General features: G+C 60.6%; 10 protein-coding genes. 4 read left to right on the plus strand and 6 right to left on the minus strand.

Annotated features, from left to right (window positions below):
• Window positions 1-122 precede the first annotated feature (122 nt).
• Together hfq and hflX are read left to right on the plus strand one after the other, a co-directional pair.
• On the plus strand, window positions 123-704 hold the full coding sequence (gene hfq / locus AC2A1F_RS05870) for an RNA chaperone Hfq (RefSeq protein ID WP_484207798.1): 582 nt from the start codon (window positions 123-125) through the stop codon (window positions 702-704).
• The gene (hflX, locus tag AC2A1F_RS05875; RefSeq protein WP_484208180.1) at window positions 701-2,056 is read left to right on the plus strand and encodes a GTPase HflX; all 1,356 of its coding nucleotides are present in this window, start codon (window positions 701-703) and stop codon (window positions 2,054-2,056) included. The genes hfq and hflX overlap by 4 nt, the downstream gene beginning before the upstream one ends.
• Here the strand turns inward: hflX and mazG are convergent.
• From mazG to AC2A1F_RS05905, 6 genes are all read right to left on the minus strand, one after another.
• Window positions 2,037-2,810 (minus strand): nucleoside triphosphate pyrophosphohydrolase, encoded by a 774-nt coding sequence (mazG, locus tag AC2A1F_RS05880; RefSeq protein WP_484207799.1) that lies wholly within the window; start codon window positions 2,808-2,810, stop codon window positions 2,037-2,039. The genes hflX and mazG overlap by 20 nt on opposite strands.
• A 135-nt stretch (window positions 2,811-2,945) precedes the next feature.
• Window positions 2,946-3,950, minus strand: coding sequence for an IS30 family transposase (locus tag AC2A1F_RS05885; RefSeq protein WP_484207800.1), 1,005 nt, complete (start codon window positions 3,948-3,950; stop codon window positions 2,946-2,948).
• A gap of 241 nt (window positions 3,951-4,191) precedes the next feature.
• Window positions 4,192-5,094 carry a shikimate dehydrogenase gene (locus AC2A1F_RS05890; RefSeq protein ID WP_484207801.1) on the minus strand — a complete coding sequence of 301 codons (903 nt, stop codon included), beginning with the start codon at window positions 5,092-5,094 and terminating at the stop codon, window positions 4,192-4,194.
• 66 nt (window positions 5,095-5,160) lie between these two features.
• On the minus strand, window positions 5,161-8,142 hold the full coding sequence (locus AC2A1F_RS05895; RefSeq protein WP_484207802.1) for a TonB-dependent receptor plug domain-containing protein: 2,982 nt from the start codon (window positions 8,140-8,142) through the stop codon (window positions 5,161-5,163).
• Between the two features lie 226 nt (window positions 8,143-8,368).
• Window positions 8,369-9,634 (minus strand): MFS transporter, encoded by a 1,266-nt coding sequence (locus AC2A1F_RS05900; protein ID WP_484207803.1) that lies wholly within the window; start codon window positions 9,632-9,634, stop codon window positions 8,369-8,371.
• Entirely contained in the window at window positions 9,631-10,080 is a 450-nt protein-coding gene (locus AC2A1F_RS05905) for a type II 3-dehydroquinate dehydratase (protein ID WP_484207804.1), read from the minus strand. Before AC2A1F_RS05905 ends, AC2A1F_RS05900 begins: the two co-directional genes overlap by 4 nt.
• 135 nt (window positions 10,081-10,215) lie before the next feature.
• On the opposite strand from AC2A1F_RS05905, the gene AC2A1F_RS05910 reads away from it, so the two are divergent.
• Both AC2A1F_RS05910 and AC2A1F_RS05915 read left to right on the plus strand, forming a co-directional pair.
• Entirely contained in the window at window positions 10,216-12,198 is a 1,983-nt protein-coding gene (locus tag AC2A1F_RS05910; RefSeq protein ID WP_484207805.1) for a pyrroloquinoline quinone-dependent dehydrogenase, read from the plus strand.
• A complete protein-coding gene (locus AC2A1F_RS05915) occupies window positions 12,195-13,118 on the plus strand; it encodes a ThuA domain-containing protein (RefSeq protein ID WP_484207806.1) in 924 nt (307 codons plus the stop codon). Before AC2A1F_RS05910 ends, AC2A1F_RS05915 begins: the two co-directional genes overlap by 4 nt.
• The last annotated feature ends 2 nt before the right edge of the window (window positions 13,119-13,120 follow it).

A 13,120-nucleotide genomic window follows, 5' to 3' on the forward strand; every position in this document is an offset into this window, starting at 1 on the left:
TTACGGGGCTGAAGCAGATGCGTAAACTTCAAGACGAACCCGGCCAGAGTGTTTGCGCACGAAGGCCAGATCGCGAAGCCTCGTTAAAGGGGCCAAGCCAATAGAAAACGGAGTCACAAGAAATGACCGGTAAAACGCTCACCGCCCGCCCTCGGCTCAAAGCTGAACCGGCCCCCGCTGCAGAAGCACCGGCACCAGCACCCGTAACGGGTCCCAGCGGCGGAAAAGGGCAGAACCTCCAGGATCTGTTCCTCAACCACCTGCGCAAAAACAAAATTCCGGTCACGATGTTCCTCGTGAAAGGCGTAAAGCTGCAAGGCATCGTCACTTGGTTCGATAATTTCTCGATCCTGCTGCGCCGCGATGGCCAGTCACAGCTGGTCTACAAGCACGCGATCTCCACGATCATGCCCGGCGTGCAGCTTTCGGTGGCCCACTTCCAGTCCGGCGGTGAGGAAAACGGCAAGAAGGCGCGTCTGCTGCAGGAAGTGTTCCTGTCCAGCGTGCGCGATGCCGCCGTGCAGGTCACGATGTTCCTGGTCAACGGCGTGATGCTTCAGGGCCGCGTCGCTTCCTACGATCTTTTCTGCATGCTGCTTGAGCGTGAAGGCTATGTTCAGCTCGCCTACAAGCATGCCGTTTCAACAATACAGCCTGCCGGTCACGTTGATCTCACCGGCGACTGGGATGGCGAGGATTCCTGAGCACGTTTGAATTTGGCAACAATACCGGCGAGATAGCCGGTGAAGTCACCCGTGGCGCGCGCGCCGTCGTTGTCCTCCCCGATATCAAACAGCGGGGAGGGGGCCTCGGCGCAGACGCAGAAACACGGCTTGAAGAGGGGCAGGGCCTTGCCCGCGCCATCGGCATCGAAGTGGTCGATGCTTTCATCCTGCCGATCCGCGCGGTGCGCCCGTCCACCCTGTTCGGGGAAGGACAGGTTGAGCGTATCGCTGTTGCCTGCAACCAGTCCGATGCCGAACTTGTCATCATCGATGGCGCGTTGTCGGCCATCCAGCAGCGCAATCTGGAAGACAAGCTCAAGCGCAAGGTCATCGACCGAACCGGCCTGATTCTCGAAATCTTCGGAGAACGCGCCGCCACAGCCGAAGGCCGGTTGCAGGTCGAATTGGCCCATCTCGATTATCAGGCAGGGCGCCTCGTCCGGTCATGGACTCACTTGGAACGCCAGCGCGGCGGCTTCGGCTTCCTTGGCGGTCCCGGTGAAACCCAGATCGAGGCGGACCGCCGCCAGATCCGCACGCGCATGTCGCGCTTGCGTAAGGAACTCGAACAGGTGCGCCGCACGCGCGGCCTCCACCGCGAACGCCGCCAGCGCGCGCCATGGCCGGTGATTGCGCTGGTCGGCTATACCAACGCCGGAAAATCCACGCTTTTCAACCGCCTGACCGGGGCTGACGTCATGGCGGAAGACCTGCTCTTTGCCACGCTCGATCCCACTATGCGCGCGATCCGCTTGCCCGGCGTGGACAAGGCGATCCTGTCCGATACCGTCGGTTTCATCTCGGAACTGCCGACGCAGCTTGTTGCCGCTTTCCGCGCCACGCTCGAAGAAGTGACCGCCGCCGATGTAATCGTCCACGTCCGCGATGTCGCCAACCCCGCAACGGCTGAACAGAAGGCTGAAGTCGAACAGATCCTTGCCGATCTGGGCGTCAACGGGGAAGGGGGACCAGTCGTCCCCGTCATCGAGGCATGGAACAAGTGGGACCTGCTCACACCAGAAGAGCAGGACATGCGGCACGACATTATCGCCGCAAAAGTGGCCGAAATTCCCGTCGTGCCGGTATCGGCGCTGACGGGTGAGGGCGTTGACACCCTGCTTCACCACCTTGGCCTGATGCTGACCGGCGGCGCACAAACGCTCGAACTCACCGTGCCGCTGTCTGACGGTCAGCGCCTCGCCTGGCTTCACGCCCACGGCGATATCATCGAAGAAGATCAGGTGGCTGACACCGAAAACGAACCCGCGATGCGCATCAAAGTCCGCCTGACGCCGCGCGAATTGGGCCGATTTAGCGCTCTGACCGCTTAACCGCTTGCCACAGCGCTTCCTGCTCATCGAGCCGGAGCGTGGCAAAGCGGCCCTCGGCCAGCGCCTCCATGCCTTTGAAACGCCGCTCGAATTTCGCATTTGCTGCACGCAGCGCGTCTTCGGGTGCCACGCCGTACTTGCGCACAACATTCACCGTCGCAAACAGCAGATCGCCCGCTTCGTCAATGCGTTCGGCGTCTGAAGAAGCCTCTCGAAGCTCCTCAATTTCCTCGATAACTTTGTCAGTCGCACCCTCTACACCGGGCCAATCAAAGCCCTGACGCGCCGCGCGCTTCTGCAGCTTTTCAGCCCGCATCAAAGCTGGCAGAGCCAGTGCTACGCCATCCAAGGCACTTTGCGCGCCTTTCGCGGCCCGTTCGGCAGACTTGGCGCTTTCCCAGCGGTCCTCGCGCGATTGTCCTTCGTCCGCTTCATCGCCGAAGACATGCGGATGGCGGGCCTCCATCTTGTCAGAGATTGTCGCGGCCACATCGTCGAACGAAAACAGCCCAAGCTCTTCGGCCAAGCGTGCATGGAACGCCACTTGCAGTAGCAGATCGCCAAGCTCTTCCTTCAATCCCGCCATGTCATCGCGCGCAATCGCGTCGTCGACCTCATAGGCTTCTTCGATCGTATAAGGCGCAATGGTCGCAAACGTCTGCGCACAATCCCATTCGCAACCCCGTTCAGGATCACGTAGCCGTGCCATGATCGCCAGAAGCCGGGAAAGATTGGGGACAGGTGCCGTTGCCATCGCAGTGATCCATCCAGTTAGAAGGGGGGCCTCGCAGTCAACGCTCGTATGTGATTTCTATTTGAAGTGCGAACTGCCGGTGAGAGTGTAGCGTTTTGCCGGGGGTGGGGCGAGCCCCACCCCCGGCAACAAAATTCAAGTCGCTATGTGGGCTGCGATTTGTTCTCCAATGACCTCGGTTGGTGTTCGGAATCCGAGGCACTTGCGCGGCGTGTTGTTCAGCCTCTGGATGATAGCTGCCAGATCAGAATCGGGCAGTGCGGCAATGTCAGTATCGAGCGACAGAAAGCGGCGGATGCGACCATTGCTGTTCTCCACGCTTCCCTTCTGCCAGGGCGCTGATGGCTTGCAGAAATAACTCGTCATGCCGAGTTTTGTCTTGAGTGTAGCGAATGCCGCAAACTCGGTGCCGCGGTCGAACGTAATGCTTTGCCGAAGGGTCGGGGGAAGGGGGCCAAGGTGGTGTTCAATCCCCGCCATGACACCGATCGAATGGCGACTGGGGTTGCGCGTGAGCACGATATATCGGCTGCGCCGTTCGACCAACGAGGTAAGATTGGATTTTCCAAATTCTTTCCTGAAAGCAATGAGATCGCCCTCCCAGTGACCAAACTGCTTGCGTTCGGCAATCTCTTTGGGACGTTCTGCGATGGTGTTTGCCAACGGGATATTCAGGCCTCGCGGTTTGCGCGCATAGCGCTGGCGCCGCGTCTTCCGCTGGCGCGGCAGGTGGCTCCAGAGGCCTAACTGACGACCTTCTGTGCCGTATACAAACTGGTAGATCGTCTCGTGGCAGACAGTAATGGGATTGGCCTCATCGAGCCTTAAGCGGCCAGCAATTTGCTCTGGTGACCAACATTGCTGAAGATGCTCCACGATGCGCGCGGCAAGCTCACGATCACGGTTGACCTTGCCGCCACAAACCCGGCGCGAAGCAGCTTTCCGATGTGCGACACGACCGAAATAACCACGAAACCAGGCATCCTCATCATAGAAAAAATTGCGCCGCAGTTCGCGATAGATTGTCGATGGATGCCGCCGGAGTTCGGCCGCGATCCGGCCAACAGGTATACGACGATCGCGCATGCGCATGATCGTGTCACGCTCTTCGAGACTGAGATGCCGGTAGTTATGAGCCATTGCGCGTCCTTTTGAGTGGGGCACAAAGTGCCCGGAAACCCTCAAGATTCGCACTTCCAGATAGAATCCACCCGAGTGTTGGCATCAGAATTGATAATAATGATTATGTAAGTTTTAAGCCAGGCACGACCCCGCATGGAATAGCATGGCGGGCGCGGAGCCATAGCGTGTCGAAACGCTCCATCCTGTGACTTTTCAAGAACGCTGCCCGCATTGGCAAAGCCAGTGCGGGTGCCGAAACTTATGCCGATGCGCTATCAGATTTGTGATCGAACGCAAAAAAGCTTGCCCGCATTCGTTCAGGATCGGGCGTCAGCCCGGTGAAAATGGCAAAGGCATCAATGGCCTGATGAACCGCCATGCCGCTGCCATCAAGTGTGCGGCAGCTCTTGCGCCGGGCTTCGGCAAGAAATGCGGTTTCAATGGGGAAATAGATGATGTCGGCGACCCAGTGATGCGTCGCGATGGCACTGGCAAGAAGCGGCATTCCGGGCAGCTTGGTCATGCCAACCGGACTTGCGTTCAGCAGGCCATCGACATCACGCGCGGCTGTTACGGGATCATCCGTGATCATGAGCCGATCAGGGCCATAGAGTTTGGCAAGCGGTGCGCGCAGGGCTTCGACCCGTGCGGGATCAGGATCAAACAGCACCAGTTGTTCTGCGTCCAGCAGGCCCAGCAACGCATGGGCAGTGGCCGATCCCGCGCCGCCGCAGCCAAGTTGCAGAACTTTGCCTGGCTTTGCATTGTCAAAGCCAAGGCGGAAGCCTGTGGCAAAGCCGGTCACATCGGTGTTGTGGCCAATGCGTTTGCCATCGACAAAGGCGATGGTGTTGACCGCCCCGATGCTGGCCGCAGCTTGTGACAGGCCATCCAGCAAGGGGATGACCGCCTGTTTGAACGGAAAAGTGACGTTCAGCCCGGCAAAACCAAGGCGCTGAGCGCAAGCTACCACAGCTTCCAGTTCCCTGTCAGCCCATCCGCGATCTGTGAAATCGAACAACGAATAGACCATGTTCAACCCGTGCGCCCGCGCCTCCTGCTCTTGCAGCCAAGGGGTACGGGATTCAAGGATGCCCCGGCCAAGCAACCCAGCCAGAATGCGGCCGGCGCGGATGGGTTTGGAACGTAAAGCCGAGGTCAATTGTGCAGTCCGTCCAACTTGGCAGGATGCCCCCGGCATCAGGCCGGGGGCATGATGGGTGAAATGTCAGATCTTGGTGCGGAAGCCCACCGATACCACGCGCAGCAGGGGGTTGCCGGCAAAGGTATCAAAGCCCTGCACCGAATTGTAGAATGGAGGCTTGGTGTTGAACAGGTTCTGCACATCGAGATAGACCTGCGATTCCGCAGCAGAAATGGGCAGATCCCATGAAAGGTTGAAGTCCACTGTCGTCAACGCCTTGACCGGATCGCCACCAGCCCCGGTGGGGACGCCGCCGACCGAGACGACCGGGTTGATGGAATTGGCAGACCAGTTCCTGTAGCCACCAGTGTGGTTGACGAAGACCGTGGCCGAAACCGGACCATAAGTGACCCCGACATCGCCGCGCAGATCAAGCCGGACCGACGGGAACGTGCCGTTGAAACCGGTGGTGTTCAGTACCGAGAAGGTCGGGCCGCCACCAAAGTTCTGATCGAACTTCGTTTTGAGCGACATCGCTGCGCCCAGCGTGAAACTGCCCCAATCGGTGCTGCGGCTGTAGCGTGCATCGGCATCAATGCCTTCCACTTCAAGGTTCAGCACGTTGCGCTGGCGGAAGTCATAAACGAAGTAGGTTGTGTTCGGGATCGCCGTGGTCAGCGGGCGGTTGCCGACGATGTTGGTGATCTGGGTCTGGGTTGCTCCTGTTGGGAAGACGGTGAGCAGGTTTTGCAGGCCTGCAATGTTCACGGCCGAACCAGCCAGCGGCGCGGTTACGCCGCCGGTGAACTCGTTGTGCCAGAAGGTGGCCGAAAGCCGCAAGCCGGGCACAAAAGTGGGTGTGAAATCAACCCCGAACGACCAGCTTGTGCCGCGCTGCGGGACCAGTTCATTGTTGCCGCCATTGATCTGGAGGCCCTGGATGGTCGGCGTGCCGATGGTGCAGGTAGTGGTGGTGCACGAAACGCCGGGAATGTTGACCACACCCGGATAGGCCGCAATCGGCACGGCCAGATTGGTCGGCCCGCCAGCGATGCTGGTTTCCGCTGTCGTCCCGCGCCCGTCTGCGCCAAAGCTGGTAAGGGCCGGGGCCACAAACGATTTGGACCAGTTGCCGCGAATCTTCAGGCCTTCGATAACTTCCCAGTTTGCGGCGATCTTGGGATTGGTGGTTGATCCGAAGTCAGAGTAATCATCGACGCGCCCGGCAAAGTTCACGTCAAACGAATGGACTAGTGGCACGTCCATGTCGGGCGAAACCAGCGGCAGCAGGATTTCGGCATAGGCGGCCTTTACGTTGCGATCATAATCAAGGTTGATCGTGGACGAGCCAGTGCTGGCTGGGCCGATACCAAGCGGCTGAGACACGTTCTGGCGGATCGTGTAGGCGATGTATTCACCACCCATTGCCACCTTGGCCGTGCCGCCGGGCAGATTGAACAGATCACCGCCCAATTGCAGGCGGTAATTCTGCAGACTCTGCCGTGTCAGGCGATAAGTTGTGGTATCGGTCAGCCGTGCGCGCACAGCGGCCGACGTGCGATTGGTCGCACCGATGTTCCACACGTCGAGCGCATTGGCAGCGGTCAGCGGAAGTTGCGTAACGATCAGGCCGGTTGATGGCACCGACAGCGTTGTCAGGCTGCCCGATTGGTTGGTGGTGCCGTTAAGCGCCAGCAGGGCCGCCGAAGTATTGAGGCGGCCAGTATCGCGCACGAAGCTGTTTGATGAGCCGACAGTGGCACCGGCCGTCACGCTCCACGAATCCGACAGTTTGTATTCGGCTGTGGCGTTGAAGAAATAGTGTTCTTCGCCCGATTCCACCTTGGCACCAGGACCGAACAGTTCATCGCCCGAAAAACGCACTTGCTGCGTGGTCGATGTCTGACCCGGCATGGCGGTGTAGAACGGGTTGATCTGGCCAGCGCCGACCGTAGTGGTGCCGGGGCCGAATACCGTGGCAAGAACAGCACCGCCGCCCGTGCCCGCCGTGCCGCGCGACACGCGCTGAAGGTTGTTGCGGTTTGAATAGAGCACGTCGGCATTGATCTTCAGGCTGTCGCCCACTTCCTGCTCGGCTTTGATCATCAGGTTGTGGCGGCGTTCGCGCGGGATTTGATCAATGTTCTGGTTGATGTCGCAAAACGCGTTGGCCTGAGCATTCGAAACCGGATTGCCATAAGTGCCGGTTGCCGGGTTGAAGCGGAAGATCGTGGTAGTGCCGCCGGGTTGGACCGATGCAGGATCGCAGTTGAACGAGGCAAGGTTGGCGCGGTTTTGGGCTGTCGCCGTTGACAGATCAAGGCCGGCGTTGATCGCGTGCTGGCGATGGTCGGCTGCCATGAAATCGCGGTCTGCCACGCGCAGGGCATCACGATCGGAATAGTTGTAACCGGCGGTCAGCCAGCCAGATTCCCAGCTGTGTCCAGCCACCACGCCAAGCTGTTTGGTGCGATATTCATCGCCAAAGCCGAGCTGGCCGTTTACCTGCACGCCATCGAACTTGCGGCGGGTGATGAAGTTGATCACGCCCGCCACAGCATCGGAACCATAGACCGACGATGCGCCTTCTGGCAGAACTTCAACGCGTTCGATCATGTTGGCCGGGACCATGTTGGGATCGCCCAGTGCATGGTTCACGCCCGAAAGCGGGATGCGATGGCCATCGACGATGTTCAGCGTCGAGTTCGAGGCCGATGCGCCAAGGCCGTGAATGGTCGGCGCGTTGGTACCCGAGGCGCTGGCCGAGCCGAACGAGCCCTGCCCTGCGCTGCCCAGGCCGACGACGGCCGGAACCGAACGCAGAATTTGTTGCACCGACTGGGCATTGGTTTTTTCGATCGAATCACGGCTGACGCTGATCAGGTTTGATCCTACCGGGGCCACACCCTTGATGCTGGAGCCGGTGACGATGATTTCTTCGTTGGTTGGATCGCTGTCATCCGTCTGAGCAGATTGCGGCGCGGCTGATTGCGCGAATGCTGCGGTGGTGATGCTGAGCGAGAGTGCAAGCGCAGAACTGCATGCCGCGAGGCGGTACTTGGTCATGTATATCCCCTCCCTGTTTCATTCGATGGGTGTGCCGCGCCGGGAAAACGCGACTCCCTTGTTAGCGATAATTATGTGAACTAGTTAGTTCATGTCAACGATCAATGTGTGGCTTCCGAGGCATCACGCCGCGAGGCGGTATACCGGGTTCGGGCCAGTCGCCGGTTCCCGGTCAGTCGCCGGTTCCCGGTCAGTCGCCAGTTCCCGGTCAGTCGCCAGTTCCCGGTCAGTCGATGGTCACGCGCTCTACCGGGCCAAGCAGGAGCAGATAGGCCAGCGCTCCAACGAGCCCCAAGGCCCCGATATAGGCCAGCGCGCCGTAGAAACTGCCGGTTGCGCCGACTACAAAGCCCACCACCAGCGGAGTGATGATGCCGGCAAGGTTGGTGAAGAAATTGAACAGACCCCCGGTCAGCCCCATCATTTCCTTGGGCGCAACATCGGACAGGAGCGTCCAGCCGAGGCCCGCAAGCCCCTGCCCGAAAAAGGCAAGCGACATGACCGCGATTACCGCCGCGTTGCTTTCAAGGAAGTTGGCCGAAATCATCGATGCGCACAGCAGCAGCCCCGCAATGATCGGCACCTTGCGCCCGATGCTGGCAGAGCCTGTGCGCTTTATCAGCCAGTCCGATCCGATGCCGCCGATCATCACGCCGACCGAGGCGGCCAAATAGGGCAGCGACACCATGAAGCCGGATTTGATGAAATCCATGCCACGCTCTTCGGCCAGATAGCTGGGAAACCATGTGAGGAAGAACACGAGCGTGGAATTGCTGCAAAACTGTCCGATGGACGCGCCTGCGATCTGCCGTGTGGTGACCAGACGGCGGACGCGCGACCATGAGAACGGAAGGCTTGGCGTGCCCGATGAAAACCCGCCGCCTGCGGTTATCAAATCGCGTTCGGCCTGATTGGCTTTGGAGCTTTCATTGGGTTCGCGGTAGAGCGCATGGAACACGAAGGCGAAGACAACACCCAGCCCACCCACGATCCAGAACAACGAACGCCAGCCGAATGTCGCCATGATCCACGCCAGTACCGGGATCAGGAAGCCAAGGCCGATGTATTCTCCTACAGTGTAGACGCCGGTGGCCTTGGCGCGTTCCTGCTGTGGAAACCATGTGGACAGGACGCGGCTGTTGGCGGGAAAACAAGGCGCCTCGGCAACGCCTAGGGCAAGCCGTGCCGAAACGAGGCCCGCCACGCTGGTCATGAAGCCGTGAACCATGGTGGCTAGCGACCACAGGCCAAGCGAGAGCGCATAAGTGAGCCGCGTGCCAAGCTTGTCGATCACAAAGCCGCCGGGGATTTGCGCCAGCGCATATGTCCATGAAAAGGCTGAAAAGATCAGGCCCATCACTTCGGGCGAGATTTTGAGTTCGGCCACCAGTTCAGGCTTGGCCACCCCCATCACCGACCGGTCGAGGTAATTGATCAGCGTGGCAATGCTGATCAGCATGAGGATGCCGAAGCGGGCGCGGGTCGGCTTCATGCGCTGCGCTCGATTCGCCAGATCAGGTGTTGCACGGCCAGCGGATAGCCGTGAACGCCAAGGCCGGAGATGATCCCGGTGACCACTTGCGTCATGATCGACTTCGAGCGCCATTCAGCCTCGCGCCGATGGATGTTCGAGATATGCACTTCGACCACCGGGCAATCGACCAGTTTGATCGCATCGAGCACCGGATAAGCGGCATAAGTGAAGGCCGCAGGATTGATCACGATACCGGCAAAGCCTTTGCGCCCGGCCTGCACCCAATCGACCATTTCGTGTTCGGCATTGGTCTGCCGGAAATCGATGGCGTAGCCAGCAGGGTCTGCCACCGAACGGCACATCGCTTCGACATCGGCCAGCGTATCGTGGCCGTAGATCGCAGGTTCGCGTTCGCCCAGCAGGTTAAGGTTCGGCCCGTTCAGGACCAGTATCGTCTTGCTCATCGCTCCCCCAAGAAGCCTGCGGCGGTTGTTTGCTGCGTTCATATGCGCCTGTTTGAACACCTTGTAGCGAAAGGTTCTTGCCAAGCAAACCGTTATGAACGAACTAGTCCATAAAATTAAGTTGGGAGACTCTAAATGCCGCCACGTCGGCTGATTCTTGGCCTCGCAGCGCTTTCGGGCGCGTTGCTATCGGGCAGCGCGATGGCCGCGCCGGATGGCGATTGGCGCACTTATGGCCATGACAAGGGCGGGCAGCGCCATTCGCCTTTGCAGCAGATCACGCCTGCCAACGTGGCAGAGCTGAAGCCTGCTTGGGTTTATCACATGAAGCCTGAAACGCCGCCGGTTGCTGCACCTGCCGACGCGAACGTTGAGGCGCAGCGGGCGGCCGAGGGTGTGGGCGCAAGCGCAGGTGGCGCACCTGCCATATCGCCAGCGGCCCGCCGCAGCCGCTTTGCCGGATCGCAGGTGACGCCGCTGGTGGTGGACGGGCGCATGTTTGTCACCACGCCTTATGGCCGGGTGGCGGCGCTGGATCCGGCCACGGGCAAGGAACTGTGGGCAACGGCCATTCCCGGCCCTGGCCAGCCCAGCCTGCGCGGCGTGGAATATTGGCCCGGTGATGGCAAGCTGGCCCCACGCATCGTGTTTGGCACGCGCGATGGGCGGTTGATTGCGCTTGATGCCGCCACCGGTGCCTATGCCGCAGGGTTTGGTACAGGCGGCGTGGTGGACATGAAAACGCCGGAAGTGATGCAGGGGGCCGCAGCGCGATTTTATGGCATGACCAGCCCGCCGATTGTCCATGGAAATCTGGTGATTACCGGATCTGCCGTGCAGGAGTTTCCGCCACAAGGCGCCGCCGGAGACGTGCGGGCGTGGGACGTGCGCACCGGCAAACTGGTGTGGACGTTCCATTCGGTGCCGCGCAAGGGTGAGCGGGGATACGACACCTGGCAGGCGGGTAGTGCCGAGCGGCGTTCAGGCGTAAATGCGTGGGGGTTCCTGACCGTCGATCAGGCGCGCGGCATCGTCTACATGCCCTTCGGCGCGCCCGCGTTTGATCGGTACGGCGGGGATCGCAAGGGCGACAATCTGTATGGCACCTCGCTGGTGGCGGCTGATGCGCGCACCGGCAAGTATCTGTGGCATTTCCAGGTGGTGCATCACGATATCTGGGACAACGACCTGCAAGCCCCGCCGCTTCTGTTTGACTGGAAGGGCAAGAATGGCCGCAAGCGCCCAGCGGTGGCTATCGTTTCCAAGAACGGATTGCTGTTCGTGCTGGACCGGGTGACCGGCAAGCCGCTGTTGCCGGTGGCCGAAGTGCCGGTTGCGGCCAGCAACGTTCCGGGTGAGCAAGCCGCACCCACGCAGCCGATGCCGCAGGCCACGCCGCCACTGGTGCGCACAGCCTTTGCGATGAGTGACATTGCCGATCTGACGCCCGAATTGCGCAAGGGCTGCACCGATTGGATTGCGAAGCACGATATGAAGCCGGGCGCGCTGTATGTGCCGGTGGGGTTCAACGAGGTAACGATCTCGTTCCCCGGCCTTCAGGGCGGGTCCAACTGGGGCGGTGCAACCTTTGATCCTGCGCGCGGGCTGTTGCTGGTGAACACCAGTGATCTGGGGCAAGTGACCGCGCTGGTGCCATCGAAAGGCCCGCTGCCTTATGAACGCGGGCCGGTGAGTGGGCGGTTCAAGCTGGAGGGAACGCGGCTGATGTGCCAGGCCCCGCCGTGGGGCCGGTTGAGCGCGGTCGATGTTTCGACAGGCGCGATCAAATGGCAGGTGCCGTTGGGCGTGACCGACGAATTGCCAGAAGACAAGCGGCTGACCGGGCGCCCCAACATCGGCGGGGCCATCACCACGGCCACTGGCCTGACGTTCATCGGCGCGACCGACGATGCACGCTTTCGCGCTTATGAAACGGCCAGCGGCAAGCTGCTGTGGGAGACGAAGCTGGATGCGGCCGCCCACGCCACGCCGATGACTTATGCCAACGCCGAAGGCCGCCAGATGGTAGCCATAACCGCTACCGGCGGATCGTTTCTGGATAGCCCACTGGCGTCTGACACGATCACCGCCTTTGCCCTGCCGGAGAACCGCCGATGATCCGCCGCACCTTCTGCACGCTGGCCTTGGCCGGTATTCTGATGGGCCAAACAGCGCCCACAACGACAGCCCCCACAAAGCCTGCGCCCGAACGCAAACCGCCGCCGGGCTATGGCGATCAATATGCGGGCAAAAAGAAACTGCTGATCGTGGCGGACTTATCGACCGGCAACCAATCGGCGCACATGGCAGTCAGCCATGCCGCGTCGGTGATCGAACAGCTTGGGCGGCAATCGGGAGCCTATGTGGCCTTCATCCGCACCGATACCGATTGGGTGACCAAGGGGGAGACGTGGGGCCAAGGCAACTATGCCAAGGGCGGCCGCAGCCAGGCGCGTGGCAAAAACCTCGACTATTTCGATGCCGTGCTGTTCTACACCAATGGCGAAACGACCATGACGGCGGGGCAGAAGCAGGACCTGCTTGATTTCATCGCAAAGGACGGCAAAGGCTTCATCGGCATCCACACGGCTACGGCCACCGCCTATGGCTGGCCCGAATATGGCGAGATGCTGGGAGGCGTATTCGATAACCACCCGTGGATGATCGCTGACGCCAAAGTGATCGTGGAGCGGCCCGATTTTCCCGCAATGAAGGGCTGGAAGACGGGCATGACCTTCCGCGACGAGCATTATCAGATGCGCCTTGCCCCCTATTCACGCGACAAGGTGGACGTGCTGGCGAGGATCGACACGTCGAGCGTCGATCTGAAAGCGCCCATGGTTCACCGCACGGACGGAGATTTTCCGGTGGCGTGGATCAAGCCCTATGGCGCAGGCCGCGTGTTCTATTCAGGGCTGGGCCACACCGACGCATCTTGGGACGATCCGCGCGTGCGCACCATGACGCTGGAGGCGATCAAGTGGGCCATTGGTGGCGGGCAAGCCCCGCGCCCGCATCCGATCCCGGCGAAGCAGTAGTG

The organism is Novosphingobium sp. HNCC26BN242 (assembly GCF_057180525.1).